Origin of the sequence: Streptomyces sp. NRRL S-337, from assembly GCF_000720175.1 — a bacterium.
In the GTDB taxonomy this organism is placed as follows: Bacteria; Actinomycetota; Actinomycetes; order Streptomycetales; family Streptomycetaceae; genus Streptomyces; species Streptomyces siderophoricus.
Genome location: NZ_JOIX01000057.1, coordinates 1 through 26,126, shown reverse-complemented (window position 1 = coordinate 26,126; position 26,126 = coordinate 1). Strand labels below are relative to the sequence as shown.

Sequence of the window (26,126 nt, the reverse complement as noted above, 5' to 3'; positions counted from 1 at the left end):
CGCCCCGGGTCCTACGACCGGTCCGCGGGGCCACCGGGGTTGAGAACCTTGGGCGAGAACCAAGGGTTGAGAACCAGGGGTTGAGGAGGGGTCAACCCGTGGTGCGATGACCTGGGCCGGCGTTCATGGAACCGTTGATGACACGAACAGCCCGTCAGACGACATCCCTTCGGGAGGCCCCACCATGCACACGCTCACTGCCTTCTCTCAGCCCGGCGCAGCCGGTTCCCTCAATCCCCACTCCCTCGTTCCCCACTCTCTCGGCGACCCTCGCCCTGCCCGCCCCGGCTCTCCCCAACGTGCCGACGAACCGGGGCCGGCGCCGCCGCGGTGCCTAGTCGCGCACCGGGACGGAGATGTACGAGGGATCGTCCGCGGGAGAGGAGAACGTCAGCTGGGCGCCGGACGGATTGTGCTCGATGTACAGCGGATCGACGGTGTCCACGACCACCGCCAGCTTGTGCCCGGCCGGGACGTCGTAGGCGGTGGAGAACAGCTCCAGGTCCACGCCGAAGGGTTGCCCGGGCGTCTTGCCGTGGAAGGTGTACGGCGCGTGGGTCACCAACCTGCCGATGCCCAGCGGGCCGACGTCGTAGAGGTACGCGATCGCGGTACCGCTCTCGGCGGTGCTGGTGACGGTCGTGTGCAGCCGGGTGGTGCCGCGGACCCGCTGCCCGGTCTCGTAGCGCTCGGACTGCCAGACGGCGGCCAGCGAGCGCGGCAGCAGCGGGATCGAGGCCATCGGCGGCAACCGGAAGAACTGGTCCAGCATGCTGGAGAGGAAGATCAGGCCACCGTCGGCGCCGGAGTCCCAGTTGGTATTGATCTGCCGGCTGCCGTCCAGGGCGATCTTCTGGTGTGCAGACGGCACGTCCTTCCAGCTCTTGTAGCCCTCGTAGGCCCCGGTGGAACGAGACTTGAGCAGGACCGGCGATTCCTTGTCGATCCCGTTGTCGGCGCCCTTGAGGTAGCGGTCGAACCACCGCTTGGTGTCGGTCCAGGTGTCGTCGGGCAGCCCGAACAACCCGAGGGCCTCGGCGGTCGCATGGTCGCCGGGCCGGAACTCCAGCCGCTTCGGCCCCTTGAGCTTGTCGAAGAAGTCGGCGTACTGGTTGGGCGGGAAGAGCGAATCGCCCCAGGCGTTGCCCAGCATGATCGCCGCGCCATTGGCATTGATCCGGTCGAGGTAGGTGGCGGGGGAGCGCTTCTTCCCCCAGGCGATCAGATCCTTCTCCTTGGAGAGATTGGAGGCCAGGAAGTCCTTGAGGACGGTACGGAGTTCGGCGCTGGGCCGCCCGGTCAGCTCACCAGCGCCGCCGAGCATCGCTGCCGCCTGCAGATGCTGGGTCCGTCCGCTGTAGATCGAGTCGATCAGGTTGGCCCAGCCGCTGAGCGCTGCAACCACCTTGATCCGCTTGTCGAACGCAGCCGCCAGCAGACTGATCCCGGCCCCGTAGGAGACCCCACCCATACCGACCTTCTGCGGATCGGTGGGGGTGTTCGCCAGCGCCCAGTCGATGACCTTCGAGGCGTCGGCGATGTCCTCCGGTCCGGCGGTCTCGATCTGTCCGCCGGACTGCCAGAAGCCGCGCGAGTTGTATCCGACGACCACATATCCCGCGTCCGCCAGCTTCTTGGCCTGTGCCATGTACTCGATCTGCGGCATCGCCCAGCTGGTGGGCAGCACGATGACCGGGTACTGCCGCGTCCCGTCCGCACCGGCCGGCGTGAAGACGTTGGCCTTGAGGGTGATCCCGCCCTGGCCCTTGATGTCGACGAACCGCACGGAGGCGGAACCTGCGGACGCCGTGGCCGCGGGGGTGGCGTCCGGGGTCGCCGCCTGGGCGGTGGCCGGTGCGCCGGTGAGCACGGTCGTGGCCAGCACTGCCGCCGAAACGGTGCCGATAGCGGCGCGCAGGGTCGTACGGGAGGGGGTCATCTTCTGCTCCAGATCTCGATGCGAGCCGACCGCACGCTGTCTGGGACAGGAGGGGGCATACGCCCGGCCCGAGGTGACTGGAGAGTAAAGTCCGACCCTTACCGAAGGTAACCCATCGGTAGGTTACGGGTGGGTAACAGCCTTGGGTCGAGGGTGAGTCGGGGGTGGGTCGGGGGCGAGTCGGGCCTGAGTTGGGGTGGGTCTGAGTGGGGCCCGCCCGACTCCGGCTGAGGCGAGGCGAGTTGGGGTGAACCCTAGGTCGGCCGGGGGTCGCTACTGCCTGGCCTGGCGTGTCCTGGCCTGGCGTGCCCTGGCTTGGCCCGACCCGGCCTGGGTCGGGTCTGTCTGGCCCGTGGCTGAGTCCGTGCGGGGCGGGCCGAGCTGGCTGCGGCCTTGGCGGGCCGAGTTCGGCCACGTCGAGGTGCCTGGCCGACCCCGGCGCCGGGCCACCTCGGGGTGCGTAGGGCGACGCCGGATGCGAGTTGGAGGGCAAGGCGGATCGGGTCGAATTTGGGCGGCGTCGGGCCGTGTCCAGTCGTGTCCAGTGGCGTCCAGTGGGGTCCAGTCGTGTTCGGCCGGGGCAGGCCGCATCGAGCGAGTCCAGCCGCATGGAGGTGAGTTGGTGTGGGTCGGACGTCGTCTGGCCTCGGTGAGCCACGTTGAGCTGGCCGGGACCAGGTCAGTCTTCAAGGATCACCGAGTGGGGGAGTGCGGTGGGGTGGTACGTCATCATGAACTCATTGGCGGAGAGCGGGAGTTGCTTGTCCCGCAGATGCCGAGAGCCGTCGCCGGATGGCCTCGGGTGGCAGGCCGCCAGGTCGTCAATGGGATGGTTTACAAGATCCGTATCGGCCTCTTGTGGCGTGACTTGCCGGAGCGCTATGAGCCCCGTAGGGGGCTGCCGCCGCCGGGCCGCGACGGCGGCAGCCTTCCCCGCAGGTTTCAGCCCTTGCGGGGGGAGAAAGCGCCGACGGCGTCGCCGTGGGCCGTGCAGTCCATGTTGCGGTAGCGGTCGACGAAGGTGCCGGTGAGGCCGGTGAACGCGTCGTACGCCTGGTCCAGGGGGAGGTCTTTACTCACCCTGAACCGCAGCTGCACGTGGACGGAGTCGCGGGGCTTCAGCGTCTTCGGGCCGGGGATGGTGCCGCGGGCGTTTCCACCGGCCTGGCGCAGCGTCTTCCAGGCGTGCTGCGAGGTGTCCCAGTACTGCAGATCGCCGTACGGGCTGAGGTCGCGCTCGCCCTCGTTGTAGACATAACTGCCCAGCTTGGCGCTGAGTTCGAAGGACTTCAGCTCCTTCGCCGAGGCGTTGGTGAGCGTGGCGGTGTAGCTCGTCCAGTGAGTGCCGAGAGTGATCGATTTGGGTATGCCGAAGGAGCGGCCCACGAAGGTGTTGTCGTGGTACTGCCCGTAGGCGGTGTCTAGGTCGTAGCACGTCGGGATTTTCGCGGCAGGGGCCGCCTGGGAGGCGGGCGCGGCGGCCACCGCCATGGGGAGTAGGGCGGCCGTCGCGGCCGAGACCGACAGGGCGCGGCGCAGTTTCATGAAGATCTCTTTTCGGTTCTTCGGGCCCTTTGGAACCTTTGTTTCCAGCGTCATTGAGTTCCAAGGCCGTGGATTCTTGGGTTGTCAGGTTCTTGGAGAAATGGTTGGGCTTACGCGGTGACGTCCGTGGCGCCCGGACCGGCCACGCCCTTCCGGCGGCGCACGCCGATGACCGCACCCGCGCCGACCACCATCGCGGCTCCGCCGGCGAGAGCGATCGCCGGGAGCGCGGACGAGGAGCCGGTCGCGGCGAGCTGGGCGCTGCCCTGCGGGCCGAGGCCGCCGGTGGAATCGGGACCGCTCGTACCGCCGCCGGACGCGGCGCTGTGGCTGGACCCGGCCGTGCCACCCGGCTTGCCCGGCTCGCTCGGCTCGGTGGTCGGGGGCTGGGTCGGCTTCGTGCCCGCGGGGAGGATGGTGAAGTCGTACCAGGCTTCCTTGGCCGAACCACAGGAACCGTCGCGGTTGCGGTAGTCGCCGGCGGCGAGTGCGTACCCGGCGCCGGGCTTGGCGTCCTTGACCACGCGGGTGCGCAGTTGGAGCGTGATGGTGCTGCGCGGACCGACGGCAAAGAAGCCGAACAGGTCGTCGGGCTCCGCGTCATGGAAGGTCTTCCACCGCCCCGTCTTGGCGTCGCGGTACTCGGTCTCCAGCTCCCAGTACGGCCGGTCGACATCCTCGGCGGAGGATACGAGCAGGAAGGGCTGGACCTCCCCCAGGGGCTTGCCGGTGGTGTTGGTGAGCGTCATGGAGAAGGGGGTCCCGGCGCCGCCCGCGGTCAGCTGGGACGGCAGCCCGTGGACGGCCACGTGCAACTGGTCGGACTCGAACGCACAGGACTGACCCGCAACACCGGAATCACCGGCGTCCTTGCCTCCACCGGTGGCACCACCCGCGCTGGTGGTCTTCTCAGTGGTCCCTTCGACGGTCCCGGCGGCTTTCGGCGGCTTCCCCGGGTCGGGACGTGCGGACCCGTCACGGTCCTGGGATGCCGAGCCACCGGCAGCGGCTTCGCCCGGGCGCCGCGACTCGTCCGGGTTACCCGTTCCGCCGCCGCTCGTTGCGGAATCCGCTAACCGGCCCGCCGGCGTTGCGGCATCGGGTAAGTCGGGAGAGGCGGGCGTGCGGAGACCGGCCTCGGACACCGGCTCCGTTGCGAACGCGGCGGCGGGCGTGGCCAGTACGGCGACGGGCGCTAACACGGCAGCCGCTGCGGCGGCCGTCAGGGCATGGAGAATCTTCATCCAGCAGACCTCTCAGATCATCCCAAGTGCCGCCGGGGCGGCACAGCTTGACGTTCGTCATGCGCAGGCGGGGCATGACGCATGGATGCGTGAGTGCGCATGCTTATATGCGTACATGCGCACACCTGCGCCTCTCGGAGGACCACTCGCATTGCGAAAAGGTTGCGCACAGAAGCCACTGAAGTGGCGCATAGGGTGGGAGATGGAGACATCCTGGGATTTCCATCAGGCTCTGTCTATGCGTTCGGCGGCGTGTTCCTGCGGGCTTTGCAGCAGATTCGGGAACAGGCGGACGCCTTCAGTGACATCGACTGGCTGGCCCAGGTCGGCTCCACCATCGTCCGCGCCCACCAGCACGCCGCCACCGGCCGAAGAGGGGGCGGCACCGGCCGGGCGAACCGGACGATCACGCCCTCGGCCGTTCCCGAGGAGGACTGACAACGAAAGTCCACCTCGCCTGCGACGGCAGGACCGCCCTCTCGCCCGGCCGCGCCGCCGACCTCACCACGTGATCGCGGACGAGGCTTACAGCTCTCGCGGCTTCCGTGGTTATCTGCGGCGACGCGGCATCGCGCACACGATCCCCGAGAAAACCGACCAGCAGCGGCACCGGCACCATCGCGGGCGCCTCGGCGGTCGGCCACCAGGCTTCAACCGGGAGGCCTACCGCAGGCACAACCGCGTCGGACGCTGCTTCAACCAGCTCAAGAGCTTCCGCGATATCGCCACCGATACGCGAAGACCGTGACCTCCTACGAAGCAGCGGCCACATTCGCATCACTCCTGCTCTGGCCAAGATCCGTTGGAAGGCGGACCCTAGTTGGCCGTTGCGCATTGGTGCGAGTCTGGGGGCGGGGCGGGGCGGGGCGGGGGAGCTGAGGATGGGGCGACAGTCGGTGGCGGAGAGTTGGGGAGGAGTGGGTCGTGAAGGCGGCTGAGGTGGGTGGGGCGGCGCGGGCTCAGACGCCGTTCGATGTGAGTGAGCGGAGGGCCTGGGAGGGGAGCGTGGCCGCCTACGAGGCAGGGTTCGGCAGGCTGTGCGCGTATCCGGTGCCCGCACTGCTCGAGGCTGCTGGGGTGGGGCAGGGCGTGCGGGTGCTCGACGTGGGGACAGGCCCAGGGGTGGTCGCTGCGGCGGCGGGTGCGCGGGGTGCGCAGGTGGTGGCGTTGGATTCCGAACCCGGGATGGCTAGGCGTGCTGCTCAGGGCGTTCCGGATGCTTCCGTATGCATTGCCGCGGTGCCCCAACTGCCTTTCATGTGCGATCAGTTCGACGCAGTGGTGGGCAACTTCGTACTCAATCATGTGGGGCGGCCGCGGGTGGCGCTTGCGGAGCTGCGTCGGGTGACCCGGCCGGGCGGCCGGATCGCGCTCACGGTCTGGGCCGTGCCCGCGGCGTCCGGGCAGGCGCTGCTCGGGCGGGCCGCGGCGGCAGCCGGAGTGCCCCGGCCGGCCGATGTGCCCGCGCTCGCGCCAGAGGACGACTTCCCGCGTACGGAGGAGGGACTCACGGCGCTGCTGACCGAGGCGGGGCTGACCGAGGCGGGGTGCCGTTCGCTGGCTTGGGATCACCGCACGACGGCGGAGGAGTGGTGGCAGGGGCCGGCGGCGGGGGTGGCCACGATTGGGCGGGTCGTTACCAGTCAGGGGGTGGAGGGGGTCGAGCGCGTTCGGCGACACTTCGCCCTGCTGGCCGAGGAGTTCATGGACGGGGAGGGTGGCCTGGTGCTGCCGCACCGGGCGTTGCTGGCGTATGGGAGGGTGCGCCAGGCGGTGTGAGGTCCCATCCGGGCCAGCAGGCGAAGGCGAGCAGGCAAAGGCCGGCGTCGGTGGGGCGAACCAGCTGACGCGGCTTGAGCGCGACCGAGGAGCTGGCCGTATTGGCGAAGTGCGGCGTGGCCATGTACCGGGAGGTGTGGGCTGCCGCCGAAGCGTCCGCGTTCTGGCAAGTCGGCTGCCGTGAAGGGTGGCCAACCAGGATCGGTTGGCGGCGGTTTATCAGGACGTCGAGCACGGCTGCCGGCTGGGCAGTGAAGCGCTGGGCGTGGCGGTGGCGGTGGCGGTGGCGGAGGCGGTGGTGCTTGCGCCCGCGCTGGTCGACGTCGAGCGGGCGATCGGCGGGCTGTACCGTCCCTGCGGCGGCGGCCGCTGACCGATGGGCCTGATCCGCCTCCTGGTGACCGCCGTGGGGGTCCGGTGTCCGTTTCCGCTGGCGTACGCCCGTGCAGGTGCTGGAGGTGGACCGCGTACCGTCGGGTGCGGGTGGCTCGTTGGGGTGCGTACCGTACCGGCGCGGCGGACGCACTGCTGCCGGTCGATCTGTTCGTGCTCGGCACCGGCATCTGGGGCCGCCCTTGCCCCGCCACGGCCGGGGCGCGGCTGTCCATGATGGACGTCCAGCATCCGTACCTCACCACCCCAACGCCCCGACGAACGCTCCGGGCTTCGACTTGACCCTCATCGGCACCCTCATCGACGCGCCGATCGTGCGCTACCCCGACCACCCGAGCCGCCACACCACCGCCGTGGCCGGCGCTATGGCCTGGGGAGTTATGCGCATGCGCCCGCCCCGGGGAGCCGACCGCCGCTGGGGGGAAGTGGCGAACCGCCGCCGTCCAGTGGCGACTTGTCCTATGGGGATGAACTTCCGTTCCGGGAAGCGTACTTGGGGTCGGCGCGAGCTGTGACTCGCCGTATCGTCCCGGCCTGACGGGAGCCCGGAACGGGGCGGCGGCTCAACGGCGTGTTCGCCCTCACCCCTTGAGGTACCACTGACCGGCCGCGGCGGGTGACGCAGTAGGGGCCCCGCAGCTGCTGGGCAACGGTGCCACTGAGCCGCACGCCGCAAGAGCGGACATGTGAGAGGTGCGGAAAGAGCGGGAGATACGGAAGGGGCGGCGGGGTGGATGTCCTACCTGCTGGTGGGGGCGGGAAGGGTGGTCAGGAAGGTGGACAGGGCGGCGTTGAAGTCGTCCTCCCGCTCCAGGTTCGGCATGTGGGCTGCCTCGGGGATGATTGCCAGGGTGCTGTCCGGGATGCGCTGGTGCAGGTCGCGGGCGTCGCTCACGGGGGTGTAGGCGTCCTCCGTGCCGACGACCACCAATGCCGGTACGGACATCCCTGTGAGCAGCTCCCGGTAGTCGGGGCGCTCGGCGCGGCCGCGCAGGGCGGCCGCTGCGCCCTCGGGCGGAGTGCCGGTCATCATGCCCAGGACGTGTGCGGCGACCTCCGGCCGGGATTCGATGGTGCTCGGTGCAATCATCTTGTCGAGCACCTCCTGCGCATAGCCGGCCATCCCCTCGCGCAGCAGGCGCTCGGCCATCGCCCGGCGGCCTGCCTTGCCCTCGTCGGTCTCGGGCGCCGCGAAGGTGTCGGCGAGCACCACACCGCGGATCCGCTCGGGGAAGAGGCGGTAGCACTCCATGACGATCTGGCCGCCCATGGAGAGCCCACCCAGTACGCAGCGCTCGATGCCCAGGTGGTCGAGCAGCCCGGCGATATCGCGGGCGAAGGTCTCCAGCGGGGTAATGCCCGGAACGACCGAACTCTCGCCGTAGCCCCGCAGATCCGGGGCGATCACCCGTCGGCCGGCTTGGCTGAAGTGGGCGATCTGCGGTCGCCACATGGAGCGGTCGAAGGGGTGCCCGTGGATGAGCACCAGCGGCTCGCCGCCGCTCTCGTTCCGGTGGCCCTCCTCCCGGTCGCCCGCATCCTCGTAGCCGACGGTGATTTCGCCTATGACGACCGATCCCATGGTGGACATCCCCTCCGCGTTCAATGTGACGTGCTCGATGCTATGAGGTGCAATTACTCGGCGCAATAGGGATAATGTGCTCGGTGCAATGTCCTGCGTGCTGTGCCGCCCGTGCTGTGTGGTCTGCGCTGTGTCAATGTCGCGATGTTGTCGTGGCAGGGCGGCGGCGAGGACGGGCGGCGAGAGCGAGAGCGAGGGTGGGCGGGCGCGCCGAGCGCCGGGGACCGGAGCTGAACTCCGGGGCCAGGGAGGCGAGAAGCCGGGAAGACGGGGAGCGGGGAAAGGTGAGGATGGACGACTATCGAGTGCTGGCCGATGGGTTGGCGGCGGATATTGCGGCGGGGCGGCTGCGGCCGGGGGACCGGTTGCCGCCGTTGCGGCGGTTCGCCCGGGATCGGCGGATCGCCAGTTCCACCGCGGCCCGGGTGTACCGCGAACTGGGTCGGCGCGGCCTGACCGTCGGGGAGGTCGGCCGCGGTACCTACGTCCGTACCGCCGCACCGCGCGCCGAAGCTGCCCTGGCCGAGCCGGCGGAGGCCCGGATCGACCTGGAACTCAACTTCCCGGTGCTGCCCGAGCATCCCGCGCTGCTCGCCAAGAGCCTCGAACGCCTGGTACGTCCCGACGCCCTGGCGGCCGCGCTCCGCCCGGTGGGCCCGGCCGGTACGGCCGCGGCGCGGCAGGCCGCCGCCGCCCATCTCGTCCGGGCCGACTGGGCCCCGGAACCCGGCCAGTTGCTCTTCGCGGGCAACGGGCGACAGGCCGTGGCCGCCGCGATCGCCGCGCTGGTGCCGGCCGGCGAACGGCTGGGCGTCGAAGCGCTGACGTATCCCGTGGTCAAGGGGATCGCGGCCCGGCTGGGCGTCACCCTCGTCCCGCTCGCCATGGACGAGCACGGTCTGACGCCCGCAGCGGTCCGGGCCGCCGCCCCGCTGCGCGCCGTCTACCTTCAGCCGGCGTTGCACAACCCGCTCGGCATCACGATGCCCGACCAGCGGCGACGTGAACTGGCTGACATGGCCGGCGAGTTGGATCTGCGGATCGTTGAGGATGCGATCTACGGGTTTCTTCGCCCCGACCTTCCGCCGCTGGCGGCCCTGGCGCCCGAGCGCACCGTGGTGATCGACAGCCTGTCCAAGCGGCTGGCGCCCGGCCTGTCGCTCGGTTTCCTCACGGCGCCCGAGGGCCTCACCCGCGAACTGGCGGCCGCCCTCCGGTCGGGGACTTGGACCGCGTCCCGCTTTGCGCTGGAGGCAGCGACCGGCTGGATGGTCGATGGCACCGCGGCGGCCTTGGAGGACGCAAAGCGCGCCGATGCGGCCGAGCGCCAAGGGATCGTCGCCGAGCGGTTGGCCGACTTCCGTATCCGGGCCGATCCGCAGGCGTACCACTGCTGGTGGGACCTGCCGGAACCGTGGCGGGCCGACACCTTCGTCGCGGCTGCCGCGCGTCGCGGGATCGCCGTCACCCCGGCTGGAGCGTTCGCCGTCGGCACGGGGCACGCCCCCAACGCTGTACGCCTGGCGCTCGCCTCCCCGTCGCTCGACGCCCTGGCCGAGGCGCTCGACGTCCTGGCCGGGCTGGCCCGGGGCGTACCGGAGGACAGCGGTCCGGTGGAGTGAGCGGGCGGTCGGACGACCAGCACGGCCAGGACGACCAGCACGGCCAGCACGGCCAGGATGGGTGGGGACGACCGGGCGGGTGGGGACGGCCGGGGTGGTCAGGGCAGATGGACCGGCCGGGCCAGCCACGACAGCCGGGCCGGCCGGGACAGCCAGGACGGGTGGGGAAGCTGGCGCCGTCGGAACGGTCGCCGGGCGCCGCCCCGACCTCTCGGCGCGGGCGCCGCCCCGACCCCTCGGCCCAAGTGTCGCCCGGCCCCTCGGTCCAGGTGCCGCCCCGCCTCGTCAGCTCAGGCGGCGCCCGACCCCTCCGCTCAGGTGGTGCCCGACCTCTCCGCTCAGGTGGCGCTCATCGCCCCTCGGCTCACGTACCGCTCATCATGTCCCCGAGACCGGTGTGGAGATCGTCGGCGTTCATCACTGGCTGGAGCGAAACTTTCGCGTTCAGGTCCATGAAGAACGATTCGAGCACCGGCGGCATCTGGGAGGACTGCTGCATGTCGAAATAGAAGAAGCAGGCGCGCTCGCCGTCTTCGAGGGTGAAGTACGCCGCCTCCGGCTGCAGGGCGGCGTACGCCGCCTCCATGATCTTCAACAGGGTGCCGTTCCTGAGTACCGCGTTGCCCGCCTCGGTCGGTATCCGGGCCTTCAGGACCATCCTCATCGGACTCACTCCTCGGCTGACTGTGGAGTCCCGTCTGTCCCTGTGTCTCTGCCTGAGTGTCTCTGTGTGACGTCTCTGTGTGACGCCACAGACTGATGTCTCTGACTGATGTCTGTGGCTGACCCTGGCGGTCCACCTGTCCCTGCCTGCCCCGTCCACCCCGTCTGCGATGTCTGTCCATGAATCTGCGCCCGGGTCCTGTTTGTTTCAGCGTCTCACGGCACGGCACGGCACGGCGCGGCGGCCGGGCGTGGGCGCGACGGTCGGGCCGGTCGGCAGACCCCGCGGTCAGTGCAGTGGCTCGGGGCGGCCGGTGGGCGGCACTTCCTCGGCCGGCGGCACCGGGCCCGGCGGCGTGCCGTCGCCGAACGGCCGGCCGCCCAACTCCTCGCGGTGGTGCGGGGTCAGCCAGCCGGACAGGTCCGGCCCTACCGGGACCAGGCCGGCCGGATTGATGCCCGTGTGCACCCGGTAGTAGTGCTGCTTGATGTGGTGGAAGTCGACGGTGTCGCCGAAGCCCGGGGTCTGGAAGAGATCCTTGGCGTACGCCCACAGCACCGGGTCCTCGGCCAGCTTGAACCCGTTGCACTTGAAGTGGCCGTGGTAGACGGCGTCGAAGCGGACCAGGGTGGTGAACAGCCGGATGTCGGCCTCAGTGATCGTGTCGCCCACGAGGTAGCGACGGTCCGAAAGCCGCTCGGACAGCAGGTCCAGGCGCCGGAAGAGATCGTGGAAGGCGGACTCGTACTCGCTCTGCCCGGTGGCGAATCCGGCCCGGTAGACCCCGTTGTTGACGTCGCGGTAGACGCCCGCCATGACCACGTCGATCTCCTCGCGCAACGGCTCCGGATACAGGTCGGGCGCGCCGGGCCGGTGCAGTGCCGTCCATTCGGTGGCGAAGTCCAGGGTGATCTGCTGGAAGTCGTTGGTGACCAGCTGGCCGCTGGGGATGTCCACGACGGCGGGCACGCTGACCCCGCCGGGGTAGTCCTTCTCGCGGGCGTCGTACGCCTCGCTGAGGTAGCGGATGCCCAGCACGGGGTCGCGGCCGTCCGGGTCCAGGGTGAAGCGCCAGCTGCGGTCGTCCTGGATGGGGTCGGCGATGGCGAGCGAGAGTGCGTCCTCCAGCCCGAGCAGCCGACGGGAGACCACGGCGCGGCTCGCCCACGGGCAGGCGCGGCTGACCACCAGGCGGTAGCGGCCGGCCTCGACCGGCCACCCGTCGCGGCCGTCCGCCGTGACACGGTCGGCGAAGTGGCTCTTGGAACGCTTGAAGGGCTTGCTGCCGTACGCGGCATTGCTGTCGTTCTTGCCGTTGCCGTTGCCGTTGCCGTTGCCGTTGCTGTTCCCGCTGTCGTTGCCACTTCCCTTGTGCTTGCCGGGCATCATCGGCTCCTTCCGTCTGCGGTGGCGCGGACCCCCGGGCCATTGCGTGCCCCTCGTGTTCTCCATCGTGTGCCCTCGGGGCCCGGACCTCATGGCGGGGACCCGGGCCGTGCGCTGGACGGCAAGCCGTGCGCCGTACCGCAAACCGCGTGCCTTACGACCGGTCGTGCGCCTTATGGCAGCTCGGGTGTCTTGCGGTGGAATTCCTCCGGAATGCCGGATGGAATGTAGGAGAAATGCGGGATGGAATGTAAGAGAGGTGTCCTACGGGACCTGTTCAGTGCCCCGGAGCGCTGCCTACCATCGCCCGATGATCAAGAAAGCATTCAGCGTCGCCCTGGTGGGCGCCGCATTCCTGGCACCGTCCGCGACCGCCGGCGCGGCGCAGGGCTGGCAGCGCGTCGGGGACGGCATCACGGCCGGTCTCAGCGGCATCGTGGTCGACGGCCGGCACGGCGACACGGTGGACACCCTCGCCGTCCGCGACAACAAGAAGCCCGGCGAGAACCGCCTGGTCGCGGTCGCCTACCGCCCCGGCGCCGCACCCCGGGTGACCCCCGTGACCTGGCGCGGCACCCTGCCCGTCGACCTGGAGGCGATCGACGCCGTACCGGGCCGGGCCCATGAGTACGTGGCCCTGGCGAGCGACGGAACGGCGTACCGCATCCGCCGCGAGAACACCACCGTCCGCGTACTGCGCACCTTCCGGCTGCCCGGCGTCTCGCCTGACGGAAACTACGAAGGATTTGCGCTGGCCGCCGTCGGACACGGGAAAATAGCCGCGGTCTGGGCGGACCGGGGAAGCGATGATCACCCCGGGAAACTCACCGCGGCGGAATGGAACCCGGCCACCAACGCATTCGGCTCCCGGGATTCCGCGAAATTCCGGGCACCGTACCCGAAGAAGGACGTCCGGCAGATCTCCGACGTGAAGCTCTCCGCCGATGGTGCGCTCACCGTGTCGTCCACCTCGGACCCGGGCGACGACGGGCCGTTCGACTCCGCGCTCTACGCCGCCGGGCGCCTCTCCGTCGGCAAGCACGGCGCCGTCCGGCTGAAGGTGTCCGACGCACCGAAGCGGCTCGCCACCTTCTCCGGGCACAAGATAGAGGCGCTGGCCTGTCTGCCGAAGTCCCACCAGGGCGTCCTCGGCTCGGACGACGAGAACGCCGGCGGCTCGATCACCGAGGCGACCTTCTGCCACCCGTGACGGGCTGAGGTTCCGTCGTCCGTAACGGCGCTACGGGGCAGCCGTCCCTGCCCCCCACTCGCCCCACTCCCCCCACTCCCACACCCACTGCTCCCACACCCCGCCCACCCCCACACCCCTCCCCTTCCCCCCCGCCTCACCCCAAGTGCGTCAAGTCCGGCCGCAGTCGGTGCCAGATCGGGTGGCGTAGCCGGCCGGCCGAGGTCCAGCCGCTGAAGGCGATCTCGGCGACGAGCCGGGGCTCGGCCCAGTGGGCGCCCGACGCGTCCACCGGGTTGACGAACGGGGAGCGGTCGAGCGGGATCACCCCCAGGTACTGCGCCAGTTCGTGGCGCTCCCGGTCGGACAGTCCCGAGCCGACCGAACCGACGTACCGCAGCCCGGACGGTTCCGCCACCCCAGCGAGCACGGACCCGGGCAGTCCGGCCAGCGTGCCGTGGCCCTCCAGCCAGCCGCCGATGACCACGTCGAGGGTCTCCAGATGCTTGGTCTTGCGCCACTCGGGTGACCGGACCCCGGGCAGGTACACCGAGGTGAGCCGCTTGGCCACCACGCCTTCGAGACCGCCCTGCAGCGAGGCCTCCCAGGCCTGCTGACCGTGACCCTCCACATAGCCGGGCACCGACCAGTTGGGGCCGCGCAGCCCCAGCCCGGCCAGCGCGGTGCGGCGTTCGACATACGGCGCGCCCAGCAGCGACCCCTCCAGATACATGAGGTCGAAGAGGACCAGGTGGACCGGGTGCTCCATGGCCAGCCGGGCGGTGCGGCGCGGATTGGTCACGCCCATCCGGCGCTGCAGCAGCCCGAAGTCCGGCCGGCCGCGCGCATCGAGGACCACGACCTCACCGTCCAGCACCGCGATCCGGCCCCGCAGCTGCTCCCCGAGCGGCGCCAGCTCCGGGTACGTCGCCGTGGCGTCGTTGCCCGCCCGGGTGACCAGTCGGATCGTGCCGTCGCCCGGGGTGCTGATGATGCACCGCGCGCCGTCCCATTTGGCCTCGAACGCCCAGGCCGCCTCCTCGTGCGGAGCGGGCAGCGGCCCGACCGAGGCCAGCATCGGCTCGATCACGGGGTACGGGGCCGGGCCGCGCCCGGTGGTGGGGGCCATGGTTCGATCATCGGCCGCCGGGCGGGGGTTCGCAGATCGACGCCGGGCGGTCCGAGCGGGGCCCTCCGGCGGCCGGCCGGATCAGCTGTCGGGCCGGCGGAAGACCAGCAGATAGCGCCAGAAGAGCAGCCGTCGGATGCGGCACCCGGGGAGCAGCTCCGCGGCCTGCTGACGGATCCGGGGGAGCGGCACGGTCGGCGGGGCGGTCGGCGCCCGCACCGGATCCGCGGCACCGGACGGCCGGACCGCCTCCACCGCGCCCACGGCGAGCCGGGCGGCGGCGTTCGCCGGAACGGCGGCCAGACTCCAGGCGTAGTCGGCCGGCGACCGCTCCGGATAGCAGCCGAGGACGGCCAGGACACCACCGGGCGCGAGCGCCGCCCGCAGTGTGCTCACCGTCTCGAAGGGCATGTGGTGCAGGCTCGCCAGGCAGGAGATGAAGTCGTAATGGCCGGGCGGGAGTTGGAGCCGGGCCGCGTCCGCCTGCTGGTAGCGCACCGGCGGTCCGCCGGGCGTTTCCGCGGTCGCGGCGCGGGCCCGGGCGAGCGTCTCGGCCGACGGATCGACCGCGTGGACGTCGATGCCCCGCCCGGCCAGCCGCCGCGCGAACCGCCCCGTGCCGCACCCCACGTCGAGGGCCGTACGGCAGTGCGGGGGCAGCTGCCGTAGCAGCAGGCGGTGGTAGTGGTCGTTGTGATCGAACGGCATGGGGTGACTGTAGGGGGCTCCCGCGGCGGTGGTGCTGCCCCGAGGCGCGGACGACCCCGGCCACCGCCGGCCCCCCTCGTTCCTTAAGATCGTTTGCGGTATGCCGAGAGGCGTGGGCCGAGCGGGCGACGGAAGCGACGGAGGGGTGTCGATGAGCCGGGGAGTGCTGGTCACGGGAGCCTCGCGGGGGATCGGGCGGGCGGTTGCCGAGCGGTTCGCCGCGGGCGGGGACCGGGTCGCGCTGCACTACGCGTCCCGGCGGGAGGCGGCGGAGGAGGCCTTCGCCGGGCTGGCGGGGAGCGGGCACGTGCTGGTGCACGGGGACGTGAGCACGCCGGAGGGGGCCGAGGCGGTGGTCGCGGCCGCCGTGGAGGGGCTGGGCGGCGTCGACGTACTGGTCAACAACGCCGCGGCGAACCAGGCGCATCCGCTGGACCGCACCTCGTTCGAGGACTGGCAGCGGGCCTGGCGGCGGATCGTGGACGTCAACCTGCTCGGCGCGGCGCACGTGAGCTACTGCGCGGCGCGGAACATGATCGAGCGCGAGGTGGAGGGCCGGATCGTCAACATCGGCTCGCGCGGCGCGTACCGCGGCGAGCCGGACCATCCGGCGTACGGCGCGACGAAGGCGGCGCTGCACGCGATGGGCCAGTCGCTGGCGGTGCACCTCGCCCCGTACGGGATCGCGGTGGCGTCGGTGGCGCCGGGGTTCGTGACCACCGAGCGGGTCGCGGACCGGCTGACGGAGGAGGTGCGGCAGCAGAGCCCGTTCGGGCGGGTGGCCGCGCCCCTGGACGTGGCGTCGGCCGTCCACTACCTCGCCTCGCCGGAGGCGGTCTGGTCCTCGGGCGCTGTCCTGGACGTGAACGGTGCTTCGCACCTGAGGTGAGCCCGGCGGAGGGGCCTCGCACCTGAGGTGAGCCCGGAAAAGGGGAAGCCCCGGCCGAACGGGGGAATTCGGCCGGGGCAGCTTGGGGGAGGGCGCGCTCGGCGCCGCTTCCAATTGAACGATAAACCATAGGGGTGAGCAATGCGCTGAGGAGTGACCGTTCTCACCCATTGGTACCTGTTTGTGATTGTTCGGTGACGGGGCCGATGCCGCCGCCGGTCGCCGCCCCTGGCCGTCGGCCCCGGCTGCGGTCCGCGCCTGCGTCCGCGCGGCTCACGGTTCGATGCGGGCCGGCCGGTAACCGTCGTCCATCAGACGCGGCAGGTACCGGTCCAGCGCATCGACGGTCTGGCCGCGCTCGCCGCCGCCGTCGTGCGAGAGCACGATGGCGCCCGGCCGCATCTCCTCCATGACCGCGTCGACGATGCTGTCCACCCCCGGGGTCGTCCAGTCCCGCGAATCGATCGCCCAGCCGACCGGCGACATGCCCAGCTCGTTGCAGATGCTCAGCGAGGGATCGTCCCAGACACCGTACGGGGCCCGGGCCAGGTTCGGGGCGCTGCCCAGGACGTCGTCGATCAGGCTGCTGGTGCGGCTGAGTTCACTGCGTACCGCGCCCGGCGCCAGCTTGGTGAGCTGCGGATGGGTCCAGGTGTGGTTGCCGACGGCATGGCCGTCGTCGGCGATGTCCTGCAGCAGCTCCGGGAAGGCGTCGGCGTTCTCCCCGATGACGAAGAAGGTCGCCCGGGCCTCGTTGCGGCGCAGGATCCGCAGGATCTCCGGGGTGTAGTGCGGGTGCGGGCCGTCGTCGAAGGTCAGGAAGATCTCCCGCCGGTCGGTGCCCAGCGTGTAGGCGACGTTCGGGTGCGGCGGGGAGGCCCCCGGTCCGGAGAGCGAGGTCTCACCGGCCATGGGGCGGAGCCGGTAGGCCTCCGAGGTGCTCGCCGGGTCGGGGCGGCGGGAGGCGTCGTGGGGCGGCGGCCGGTGCCGGTCCGGCCGGCCCCCGGCCGCCCCCGGCGTGCCGTCCGCGGGAGGGAAGAAGAAGCGCCCGGCGGAGAGCGCGCCCACTGCGAGCGCGGCCTGAAGCAACCTCCGCCTCGTGTTGATGTGATGGTCCGATGACATCCTTCATGTGCTCTCACGCGGGTTTCCGCGTGAGCGGGAGCGACACCGGGGGCGGCGGGTTCCGTACCCGATCGGCTGGCCGGCGCGGGGCGTTCGTCCCACGGGCCTACGGGCGCGGGGCCGCCGCTCGCCCAGGGAGCCCCGAAGCAGGGGCGCCGGGACGGTTCTACGGGCTGACCGCCAGCACGATGTAGGCGGCCAGCAGGGTGAGGTGGACGCCGCCCTGCAGCGGGGTGGCGCGGCCGGGGACGACCGTCAGGGTGCCCACGATCACGGTCAGCGCGAGCAGCACCATGTGGCTGGCGCCGAGGCCCAGGACCAGCGGCACCGGCAGCCAGACCGTGGCCAGCGCGACCACGGGGATGGTCAGGCCGATGCTGGCCATCGCCGAGCCGAGGCCGAGGTTCAGGCTCGTCTGCACCCGGTCGCGGCCGGCCGCGCGGACCGCCGCGATGGTCTCCGGCAGCAGCACCAGCAGCGCGATGACGATGCCCACGACCGACGACGGCAGACCGGCCGCGGCCACCCCGGACTCGATGGCCGGCGAGACGCCCTTGGCCAGCCCGACCACCGCGATCAGGCCCAGCGCCAGCAGGCCCAGGCTGACCAGCGCGGCCCGCGCGGTCGGCGGGTCGGCGTGGTCCTCGGTGTCGATCACCTCGCCGGACGGGGTCACCGGCAGGAAGTAGTCCCGGTGCCGGACCGTCTGGGTGGCCACGAACAACCCGTAGAGCACCAGCGCGGCCAGCGCCGCGAAGACCAGCTGCGGGGTGGAGAACCGCGGGCCCGGCGTGGTCGTGGTGAACGTCGGCAGCACCAGGCTCAGCCCGGCCACCGTCGCGACCGTCGCCAGCGCCGCCCCGGTCCCCTCGGCGTTGAAGACGGCCACCCTGCGCCGGAGCGAACCGACCAGCAGGCACAGCCCGACGATCCCGTTGCAGGTGATCATCACCGCCGCGAAGACGGTGTCCCGGGCCAGCGCGGCGCTCTTCTCCCCGCCGTCCACCATCAACGTGACGATCAGCGCCACCTCGATGACGGTCACCGCGACCGCCAGCACCAGTGACCCGAACGGCTCGCCCACCCGGTGCGCGATCACCTCCGCATGGTGCACCGCGGACAGCACCGCGGCGGCCAGGAAGTACGACACCAGCCCGACCAGCGGCGGCGGCAGCGACCGCCCCCACGTCAGGCCGAGCAGCACCACCGCCAGCACCGGCACCACCGTCGTCCAGTGCAGGAAGGGCGAACGGAGAGATGCGATCATGCCGACGAGCTTCGCAGACCAGCCGGACAATTCCCGGCAAAGCACCGCGCTCCGGCCGACCGCCGTACCGCGCTCAGGCCGCCGCCCGATGCCCCTTCGGCTCCGCCGGCGCGGTCGCGGCCTTGGTGACGTCCGCGACCAGCTCGACCACGTCCGGCCCGTACGCCTGCGAGTTGACCACCTTCAGCAGCAGGCAGAACTGACCGTCGGCACCGTGCCGGCGGGCCAGCCGGGCCCGATTGCGGACGAGATGGCGGACCGCGGCCCGGTGGGTGACCGGACGCTGCCCGGCCGCCAGGAACACCGGACGGCCGCCCTCACCCGCCGTCAGCCGGGCCAGCAGCACGTACTCCACCGCCCCCGGCTCCACCCGGTACGCCGTACCGCCGATGGTGAAGGTGCCCCGGCCGGCCCCGGACTCGTCGCCCGGGTGCACCGCGACCCCCGGCAGCAGACTGGCCACATGGGCCGCCAGCCGGCGGTGCGCGGTGGGATCGCCGACGCAGAACTCGGTGCGCGCCCCGAACCCCTGGAGCCCGGTGTCGTGCGGGGCCACCTCCGGGTGCGCACCGCAGTTCTCGATCACCGCGGCCAGCCCCAGCAGCGCCAGCGCGTCATGCCGCGGGATGGACCAGTGCGGCGAGGAGCTGTCGCGGTGGGTGACCAGTACGCACTCCGAACCGCCCGGCAGCCCGAAGAAGCTCTGTTCGCGGGCCAGCTTCCGGCGGGCCGCGGCCGTCTGGCCGGCCCAGCCCGCCACCAGCCCCACGACGAGGGCCGCGGCCGCCACGGTCAGGAGCAGCAGGGTGTCATCCATGGCCGGGGAGCGTAGCGGCTGCCCGGCCGTGCGTTCGAGGGCGGGGCGCCGGACGGCCGCGGAACGGCTTGGCCGGCCCGCCGTCGGCCCGTCGTACGCCACCGCCCGCGACGCCCGCCGGATGTCCGGAACGTCACGTCACCCCCGTCCCGCGGCCGCTGTGTGCCGTCCGTGTGTCGTCGATGTACCGTCCCGCGCGGCGGCGTTGATGGGCACGGCCACGCCGATTAGCCTCCTGGGACCGTTCGTTCGAATGGGCGGTCCCAGGGAGGGCACGCAGCGTGAGCGTTGACGAGAGCCAGGACAGTGCGACCGGAGCCCCGGACCGGCACACCGCGACCGCGGCCGGGGAACTGGAGGGACTCGCCGAGCAGTCCCGGGCGCTGGCCGACGGCAGCGTGACCTCCACCGCGCTGGTCCGGCGCTCCCTGGAGCGCATCGAGGCCACCCAGGGCACCGTCAACGCCTTCCGGCGGGTACGCGCCGAGGCGGCGCTCACGGAGGCCGCCGAGGCCGACCGCAGACTCGCCGCCGGCGAGCGGCTGCCGCTGCTCGGCGTGCCGGTCGCCGTCAAGGACGACACCGACGTGGCGGGCGAACCCACCGCCTTCGGCTGCGCCGGTGAATTCCCGCCGAAGGAACGCGACTCGGAGGTGGTCCGGCGGCTGCGCGCGGCAGGCGCGGTCATCGTCGGCAAGACCAACGCCTGCGAACTGGGGCAGTGGCCGTTCACCGAGGGCCCGGCCTTCGGCAACACCTGCAACCCCTGGAACCTCGCGCACACCCCGGGCGGTTCCTCCGGCGGCTCGGCCGCCGCGGTCGCCGCCGGCCTGGTGGCGGCCGCACTCGGCACCGACGGCGCCGGCTCGGTACGGATCCCCGCCGCCTGGTCCCACCTCGTCGGCATCAAACCCCAGCGCGGCCGCATCTCCACCTGGCCGGACCCCGAGGCGTTCCAGGGCATCACCGGCATCGGCCCGCTCGCCCGTACGGTCGAGGACGCGGCGCTGCTGCTGGACGTGGCCGCCGGCAACCACGCCGGCGACCTGCACCGCCCGCCCGCCATCGCGGCCCACGAAGCGGTCCGCCGCGACCCGGGCCGGCTGCGGATCGCGCTGTCCTGGAAGGCGGCCACCACCTTCACCCGCAAGCCGCTGCATCCCGACGTCCGGGCGGCGGTCACCGACGTCGCCCGCACCCTGGCCCGGCTCGGCCACTTCGTCGAGGAGGCCGAGCCGGACTACGGGCTGGTGGGCCTGGCCTTCGTCCCGCGGGCCACGGTCGGGGTGGGGGAGTGGGCCGCCCGGGTCCCCGACCGCTCCCTGCTGGACCGCCGCACGCGCGGGTCGGCGCGGCTGGGCCGGCTGCTGAGCGGGCCCGTACTGCGCCGCGCCCGGGCCGCCGAAAGACGCCAACAGCAGCGCATCGGCGCCCTGTTCGGCCCCTACGACGTGCTGCTGACGCCCACCACGGCGACCCCGCCGCCGCGCATCGGCACCCTCGCCAAGATGAGCGGCTGGCGCACGGATCAAGCCATGATCGCGGCCTGCCCGTACGCCTGGCCGTGGAACGTCCTCGGCTGGCCGGGCGTGAGCGTCCCGGCCGGGTTCAGCGCGGACGGCCTGCCGCTGGGCGCCCAGCTCCTCGGCCCGGCCCACGGCGAGCCGCGCCTGATCTCGCTGGCCGCCCAGCTCGAAGCCGAACTGCGCTGGTACGAGCACCGGCCGCCCGCTCACCCGGCCCGGATCGACGGCGCGGTGGTCAGCCGAGGAGCGTGAGGACCGCCTCGGTGGTGCCGGTCTCGCCCAGCCGCGGGAAGACCTTCTCCAGGCTGTTGCGGTGCGCCGCCTCGTCCAGGTCCGCCATGGCGTCGGTGACGAGGGTGACGTGGTAGCCGTGCTCGTGCGCGGCGCGGGCGGTGGACTCCACGCCGATGCTGGTGGCGATGCCGGCCAGCACGATCTGGGTCACCGCGCGGTCGCGCAGCTCCTGGTCCAGCCCGGTGCCGTGGAAGGCGCCCCACCGCTGCTTGCTGACGGTGAGGTCGCCGGGCTGCCGGTCCAGTTCGGGCACCAGCTCCGCCCAGTCGGCCGGCGGCGTGCCGCCGGCCGACGGGAACTCCGTACGGCCGGGCGCGCCCCCGGTGACGTTCACCAGGACGACCGGCAGGTCCCGGGCGCGGAATGCGGCGGCCAGCCGGGCGGCCCGCCCGACGACATCGGCGGCGGGAACCGGCACGGTGGGCAGCCCGGTGATCCCCTTCTGCAGGTCGATCAGGACCAGGGCGGTCTTCGGGTCGAGAGTGGTGACGGGCATGACGCTCCTTGTGTGGGGAGGGGCTGAGGACATCGATGAGGTTGATGGGGCGCCGGTGAGGCGCGTGACCGGTGGCCGGATTCAGCCGTCGGCCGGGGAGGCGCCCCGGCGCAGCGTCCGGTCGGCGACGGTCAGGACGATCAGCAACAGGCCCAGGACCACGCCGATCAGCGCGATCCGGTGCAGCCCGGGGTCCGCGGCCTGCTGCCCGTAGAGCAGCCCGATCAGGCCCGCGGCGGTGATCGCGCCGAGGTACTGGGCGGTGCGCTGCAGCCCGGCCGCCGCGCCCACGCCGTCGGCCGGGGCCTGGGCGTAGACCGCCGCCTGGTTGCCGGTCGAGGCCAGGCCCTGCGGGATGCCGAAGAGCGCCCCCGCGCACAGCAGCACCAGCAGCGGGCTGGTCCCGTGGAGCAGCAGGAAGACCGCGCTGCCGGCGGTGAGACAGCCCGCGGCGACGGTCAGCGGCGCGCGGATGCCCTTCGTCCGGGCACCCACGAGCGCGCAGACCGCGGCCGTGCCGGACATCGGCAGCATGACCAGCCCGGCGTGGAAGGACGAGTAGCCGTGCGCCTCCTCCAGCCACTGGCTGAAGCCGTAGAGCACGCAGTAGACGACCAGGTACGTCAGGCCCTGCCGCAGATACGTCAGCACCAGCGCGCGGTTGCGGGCGAGCATCCGCAGATCGATGAACGGCTCCGGACGGCGCAGCTGCCACCACACCAGGACGGCGCCCAGGACGGCGGTCGGCGCCAGCAGCAGCCACTGCGGGTCCTGCAGCCGCAACAGGAAGAACATCGCGCAGGTCAGCGCGGTGGCGAACAGGGCGATGCCCAGCGGGTCGAGCGAACCGGCGCCGGACCCGGCGCTCCCGACGACGGCGCTCCGGTCACCGTTGCCGCCCCGTTCCTCGCCCCGCGCACCACCCCGCCGGCCGTCCGCCGGCAACCAGGCCAGCGCCCCCGCCCCGGCCAGCAGCGCCAGCGGGACGTTGACCGCGAACACCGCGCGCCAGCCCGCCGTGGCGACCAGCAGCCCGCCGAGCGTGGGCCCGACCGCCGCACTGCCCAGCGCGGCCAGCGACAGCCGGCCCAGGACGTACCGGGGCGTGGGCCGGCCCAGCCGGCGGGACTCGGCGCGCAGCAGGGCCATCGCGGCGGGATAGGCCGCCGCGGTACCGATGCCGAGCACGGCCCGGGAGACGATCAGCAGGGTGAAACCGGTCGCCAGCGCCCCGATGAGCCCCGCCGCGCAGACGGCCAGCGTCCCGGCGACGAACACCCGGCGCGGGCCGATCCGGTCGGCCAGCCGCCCCATGCAGGGCTGGCCCACCGCGCTGGAGAGGTAGAGCGCAGAGACGAGCCAGGCGGTGTCCCCGGCGCCGACGTGGAAGTCCTGGCCGATGGCCACCAACGACGTGGCGATCATCGTCGAATTGACGGGGTTGAGCAGCGAGCCGAGCAGCAGCGGCGTCATCAGCCGGGCGCCGAAGGCCCGGTCCTCGGGTCGCGCGGGCCCGGCGGAGCGGCCCGGCGCGGCCACCGAGCGGGCGCCGGCCCCTTCCCCGGCGGCGGAGTCGCTCATTGCTGCATCAGCCGGCGTATCAGCCCGGTCGCCTCGGTCAGGGTCTGCTGCTCCTGCGGGGTCAGCCGGTCGGCGATGGCCACGGCGAGCCAGTTGTGCTTGGCCCGGCGCACCGCGTCGATCAGCCGGCGGCCCTCCTCGGTGAGCGAGAAGACCACCTGGCGGCCGTCCGTCGGATGCGGGCTGCGGGCCAGGATCCCCCGCTCCTCCAGCGCGCCGACGGTCAGCCGCATCGACTGCGGCCGGACCAGCTCGGCGCGGGCCAGCGCCGCGATCGTGGCCGGACCGTCGGTCTCGATCCGGGAGAGCACCGCGCGTTGCGAGGGCGTGAACTCGCCGTCCGACGAAGCGATGCGCAGATGTCGCATCAGCTGGGAGAGAGTCGCCCGCAGGTCCGTCGCGAGCCGTTCCTGTTCCTTGTCCGGCATGCCTCCACCGTAAGAGATCAACAGGCAAACTTGCAAGGTTGCCTGTCGAAATCGCCGATCCGCCGCGGACGCGCCACGCTGGAGATGGTCTTGCCAGCGCCCATGGCGGGGCCTACGGTCACCTCCACACGCGTAGATCCCGCGTGGGCTGCAGGCTGACTTAGGACAAAGGGAGCAGCTCATGGCCGATGTTGTGCGTGCCGCACTGGTCCAGGCGACCTGGACCGGCGACACCGAATCGATGATCGCGAAGCACGAGGAACACGCCAGGGCGGCGGCCGCGCAGGGCGCGAAGGTGATCGGCTTCCAGGAGGTCTTCAACGCTCCGTACTTCTGCCAGGTCCAGGAGCCGGAGCACTACCGCTGGGCCGAACCGGTGCCCGACGGCCCGACCGTACGGCGGATGCAGGACCTCGCCCGGGAGACCGGCATGGTCATCGTCGTCCCGGTCTTAGAGGTCGAGCAGTCCGGCTTCTACTACAACACCGCGGCCGTCATCGACGCCGACGGCACGTTTCTCGGCAGCTACCGCAAGCACCACATCCCGCAGGTCAAGGGCTTCTGGGAGAAGTACTACTTCAAACCGGGCAACGCCGGCTGGCCGGTCTTCGACACCGCCGTGGGCAAGGTCGGGGTCTACATCTGCTACGACCGCCACTTCCCGGAGGGCTGGCGGCAGTTGGGCCTCAACGGCGCCCAGCTGGTCTACAACCCCTCCGCCACCTCCCGCGGCCTGTCCGCCTACCTGTGGAAGCTGGAGCAGCCCGCGGCCGCCGTCGCCAACGAGTACTTCGTCGCGGCGATCAACCGGGTCGGCGTCGAGGAGTACGGCGACAACGACTTCTACGGCACCAGCTACTTCGTCGACCCCCGCGGCCGGTTCGTCGGCGAGGTCGCCAGCGACTCCAAGGAGGAACTGGTCGTCCGCGACCTGGACTTCGCCTTGATCGACGAGGTCCGCCAGCAGTGGGCGTTCTACCGCGACCGCCGCCCCGACGCGTACGACGGGCTGGTGCAGCCGTGACCCACCACCCCCATGACGCGACGGAACTGCACGCCCGCCACCGGGCCGTGCTGCCCTCCTGGCTCAGCCTCTACTACGAGCGGCCCCTCGAACTCACCCACGGCGAGGGCCGGTACGTCTGGGACGCCGAGGGCAACCGCTACCTCGACTTCTTCGGCGGCATCCTCACCACCATGACGGCCCACGCGCTGCCCGAGGTCACCAAGGCCGTCAGCGAGCAGGCCGGCCGCATCATCCACACCTCGACGCTCTACCTCTCCCGGCCCATGATCGAGCTGGCGGAGCGGATCGCGGCGCTCTCCGGCATCCCCGACGCCCGGGTCTTCTTCACCACCTCGGGAACCGAGGCCAACGACGCCGCCCTCCTGCTGGCCACCAACCACCGCCGCTCCAACCAGATCCTGGCGATGCGCAACAGCTACCACGGCCGGTCCTTCTCGACCGTCGGCGTCACCGGGAACACCAGCTGGTCACCGACCAGCCTCTCGCCCCTCCAGACGCTCTACGTCCACGGCGGGGTGCGCAGCCGCGGCCCGTACGCCGGCCTGGACGACCGGGCGTACATCGCGGCCTGCGTCGCCGACCTGGAGGACATGCTCCAGCAGACCGCCGGCGGCGTCGCCGCGCTGATCGCCGAACCGGTCCAGGGCGTCGGCGGCTTCACCGCACCGCCGGACGGCCTTTTCGCGGCCTTCCGCGAGGTCCTCGACCGGCACGGCATCCTCTGGATCAGCGACGAGGTGCAGACCGGCTGGGGCCGCACCGGCGACCACTTCTGGGGCTGGCAGGCCCACGCGGACAACGGCCCGCCGGACCTGCTCACGTTCGCCAAGGGCATCGGCAACGGCATGTCCATCGGCGGGGTGGTGGCCCGCGCCGAGGTGATGAACGCGCTGCCCGCCAACTCCATCTCCACCTTCGGCGGCAGCCCCGTGACGATGGCCGCCGGCCTGGCCAACCTCACCTACCTCCTCGAACACGACCTCCAGGGCAACGCCCGGCGGGTCGGCGGCCTGCTCATCGAGCGCCTACGGGCGGTCGCGGCCGGCCTCGACGTGGTACGCGAGGTACGCGGCCGGGGCCTCATGATCGGCATCGAGCTGGTCCGCCCCGGCACGGACGTCCCGTCCCCGGAAGCCGCCACCCAGGTCCTGGAGGCCGCCCGCGAACGCGGCCTCCTGATCGGCAAGGGCGGCCAGGGCGGCGCGGCACTCCGGATCGCTCCCCCGATGACATTGACGGTGGCCGAGGCGGAGGAAGGAGCGGAAGCCCTCGCGGCGGCGCTTCGGGCTGTTTGACTCCCACGTACCCGTCTGCTGCGCCTCCCACGTACCTGGCCGTCCCGCCGCGGGTGTTGTTCGCCGTTGCGCTTTGCGGCGCCGCGCACGTAGCTGTCTGCGGCGCCGCGGTTGTTGTTCGCCGTTGCGCCTGCGGCGGGCTGGGTTTGTTGTGGGTGCGGTGACGGACCTCCGGGGCCTTGTTCGTGGACTGCTGTCGCT

General features: G+C 71.9%; 24 protein-coding genes. 10 read left to right on the top strand and 14 right to left on the bottom strand.

Annotated features, from left to right (window positions below; genetic code table 11):
• Positions 1-334 precede the first annotated feature (334 nt).
• The 3 genes from IG62_RS0129800 to IG62_RS49165 form a co-directional block, all read right to left on the bottom strand.
• Complete coding sequence (locus tag IG62_RS0129800) at positions 335-1,939, bottom strand: CocE/NonD family hydrolase (RefSeq protein ID WP_030810080.1); 1,605 nt, start codon at positions 1,937-1,939, stop codon at positions 335-337.
• A gap of 942 nt (positions 1,940-2,881) precedes the next feature.
• Complete coding sequence (locus tag IG62_RS0129795; RefSeq protein ID WP_030810076.1) at positions 2,882-3,484, bottom strand: hypothetical protein; 603 nt, start codon at positions 3,482-3,484, stop codon at positions 2,882-2,884.
• Between the two features lie 110 nt (positions 3,485-3,594).
• Positions 3,595-4,293 (bottom strand): LPXTG cell wall anchor domain-containing protein, encoded by a 699-nt coding sequence (locus IG62_RS49165; protein ID WP_234326807.1) that lies wholly within the window; start codon positions 4,291-4,293, stop codon positions 3,595-3,597.
• Positions 4,294-4,995: 702 nt separating this feature from the next.
• Here IG62_RS49165 and IG62_RS47445 point away from each other — a divergent pair.
• The 4 genes from IG62_RS47445 (at position 4,996) to IG62_RS48010 (ending at position 6,880) form a co-directional block, all read left to right on the top strand.
• Positions 4,996-5,166, top strand: a complete 171-nt coding sequence (locus tag IG62_RS47445) for a hypothetical protein (protein ID WP_158795143.1) — start codon at positions 4,996-4,998, stop codon at positions 5,164-5,166.
• A gap of 70 nt (positions 5,167-5,236) precedes the next feature.
• Positions 5,237-5,476: a transposase gene (locus IG62_RS47440; protein WP_158795142.1), complete on the top strand. Its 240-nt coding sequence runs from the start codon at positions 5,237-5,239 to the stop codon at positions 5,474-5,476.
• A 176-nt stretch (positions 5,477-5,652) separates the two neighbouring features.
• Positions 5,653-6,507, top strand: a complete 855-nt coding sequence (locus IG62_RS0129780) for a class I SAM-dependent methyltransferase (protein ID WP_420711131.1) — start codon at positions 5,653-5,655, stop codon at positions 6,505-6,507.
• A 187-nt stretch (positions 6,508-6,694) separates the two neighbouring features.
• Positions 6,695-6,880 (top strand): hypothetical protein, encoded by a 186-nt coding sequence (locus IG62_RS48010; protein WP_199812544.1) that lies wholly within the window; start codon positions 6,695-6,697, stop codon positions 6,878-6,880.
• Between the two features lie 759 nt (positions 6,881-7,639).
• Here IG62_RS48010 and IG62_RS0129770 read toward each other — a convergent pair.
• Positions 7,640-8,482 carry an alpha/beta fold hydrolase gene (locus tag IG62_RS0129770; protein ID WP_030810057.1) on the bottom strand — a complete coding sequence of 281 codons (843 nt, stop codon included), beginning with the start codon at positions 8,480-8,482 and terminating at the stop codon, positions 7,640-7,642.
• A 290-nt stretch (positions 8,483-8,772) separates the two neighbouring features.
• Between IG62_RS0129770 and IG62_RS0129765 the strand changes: the two genes are divergently transcribed.
• Positions 8,773-10,104, top strand: a complete 1,332-nt coding sequence (locus IG62_RS0129765) for a PLP-dependent aminotransferase family protein (protein ID WP_030810054.1) — start codon at positions 8,773-8,775, stop codon at positions 10,102-10,104.
• Between the two features lie 364 nt (positions 10,105-10,468).
• On the opposite strand, the gene IG62_RS0129760 is transcribed toward IG62_RS0129765, so the two are convergent.
• A complete protein-coding gene (locus IG62_RS0129760) occupies positions 10,469-10,768 on the bottom strand; it encodes a hypothetical protein (RefSeq protein WP_030810051.1) in 300 nt (99 codons plus the stop codon).
• Positions 10,769-11,056: 288 nt separating this feature from the next.
• Positions 11,057-12,154 carry a glutathione S-transferase family protein gene (locus tag IG62_RS0129755; RefSeq protein ID WP_051798778.1) on the bottom strand — a complete coding sequence of 366 codons (1,098 nt, stop codon included), beginning with the start codon at positions 12,152-12,154 and terminating at the stop codon, positions 11,057-11,059.
• Between the two features lie 310 nt (positions 12,155-12,464).
• On the opposite strand from IG62_RS0129755, the gene IG62_RS47435 reads away from it, so the two are divergent.
• Positions 12,465-13,364 carry a hypothetical protein gene (locus IG62_RS47435; RefSeq protein ID WP_030810045.1) on the top strand — a complete coding sequence of 300 codons (900 nt, stop codon included), beginning with the start codon at positions 12,465-12,467 and terminating at the stop codon, positions 13,362-13,364.
• A 136-nt stretch (positions 13,365-13,500) separates the two neighbouring features.
• On the opposite strand, the gene ligD is transcribed toward IG62_RS47435, so the two are convergent.
• Both ligD and IG62_RS0129740 read right to left on the bottom strand, forming a co-directional pair.
• Positions 13,501-14,472, bottom strand: a complete 972-nt coding sequence (ligD, locus tag IG62_RS0129745) for a non-homologous end-joining DNA ligase (RefSeq protein WP_030810043.1) — start codon at positions 14,470-14,472, stop codon at positions 13,501-13,503.
• A gap of 81 nt (positions 14,473-14,553) precedes the next feature.
• Entirely contained in the window at positions 14,554-15,180 is a 627-nt protein-coding gene (locus tag IG62_RS0129740) for a class I SAM-dependent methyltransferase (RefSeq protein WP_030810040.1), read from the bottom strand.
• 151 nt (positions 15,181-15,331) lie between these two features.
• Between IG62_RS0129740 and IG62_RS0129735 the strand changes: the two genes are divergently transcribed.
• Entirely contained in the window at positions 15,332-16,069 is a 738-nt protein-coding gene (locus IG62_RS0129735; RefSeq protein WP_030810037.1) for an SDR family NAD(P)-dependent oxidoreductase, read from the top strand.
• 273 nt (positions 16,070-16,342) lie between these two features.
• Here IG62_RS0129735 and IG62_RS0129730 read toward each other — a convergent pair whose 3' ends face one another.
• The 3 genes from IG62_RS0129730 to IG62_RS0129720 form a co-directional block, all read right to left on the bottom strand.
• The gene (locus tag IG62_RS0129730; RefSeq protein WP_030810034.1) at positions 16,343-17,194 is read right to left on the bottom strand and encodes a polysaccharide deacetylase family protein; all 852 of its coding nucleotides are present in this window, start codon (positions 17,192-17,194) and stop codon (positions 16,343-16,345) included.
• Positions 17,195-17,360: 166 nt separating this feature from the next.
• Complete coding sequence (locus IG62_RS0129725; protein ID WP_030810031.1) at positions 17,361-18,461, bottom strand: calcium:proton antiporter; 1,101 nt, start codon at positions 18,459-18,461, stop codon at positions 17,361-17,363.
• Between the two features lie 73 nt (positions 18,462-18,534).
• Complete coding sequence (locus tag IG62_RS0129720) at positions 18,535-19,278, bottom strand: hypothetical protein (RefSeq protein WP_030810028.1); 744 nt, start codon at positions 19,276-19,278, stop codon at positions 18,535-18,537.
• 281 nt (positions 19,279-19,559) lie between these two features.
• Here IG62_RS0129720 and IG62_RS0129715 point away from each other — a divergent pair, with 281 nt between their 5' ends.
• On the top strand, positions 19,560-21,056 hold the full coding sequence (locus IG62_RS0129715) for an amidase (RefSeq protein ID WP_030810025.1): 1,497 nt from the start codon (positions 19,560-19,562) through the stop codon (positions 21,054-21,056).
• On the opposite strand, the gene IG62_RS0129710 is transcribed toward IG62_RS0129715, so the two are convergent.
• From IG62_RS0129710 to IG62_RS0129700, 3 genes are all read right to left on the bottom strand, one after another.
• Positions 21,040-21,594, bottom strand: coding sequence for an isochorismatase family protein (locus IG62_RS0129710; protein WP_030810022.1), 555 nt, complete (start codon positions 21,592-21,594; stop codon positions 21,040-21,042). The genes IG62_RS0129715 and IG62_RS0129710 overlap by 17 nt on opposite strands.
• Positions 21,595-21,675: 81 nt before the next feature.
• Entirely contained in the window at positions 21,676-23,175 is a 1,500-nt protein-coding gene (locus IG62_RS0129705) for an MFS transporter (RefSeq protein WP_037839616.1), read from the bottom strand.
• On the bottom strand, positions 23,172-23,603 hold the full coding sequence (locus IG62_RS0129700) for a MarR family winged helix-turn-helix transcriptional regulator (RefSeq protein WP_030810253.1): 432 nt from the start codon (positions 23,601-23,603) through the stop codon (positions 23,172-23,174). The genes IG62_RS0129705 and IG62_RS0129700 overlap by 4 nt, the downstream gene beginning before the upstream one ends.
• A 181-nt stretch (positions 23,604-23,784) precedes the next feature.
• Here IG62_RS0129700 and IG62_RS0129695 point away from each other — a divergent pair, with 181 nt between their 5' ends.
• Both IG62_RS0129695 and IG62_RS0129690 read left to right on the top strand, forming a co-directional pair.
• Entirely contained in the window at positions 23,785-24,627 is an 843-nt protein-coding gene (locus tag IG62_RS0129695; protein WP_030810017.1) for a nitrilase-related carbon-nitrogen hydrolase, read from the top strand.
• Complete coding sequence (locus IG62_RS0129690; protein ID WP_030810013.1) at positions 24,624-25,925, top strand: aspartate aminotransferase family protein; 1,302 nt, start codon at positions 24,624-24,626, stop codon at positions 25,923-25,925. Before IG62_RS0129695 ends, IG62_RS0129690 begins: the two co-directional genes overlap by 4 nt.
• The last annotated feature ends 201 nt before the right edge of the window (positions 25,926-26,126 follow it).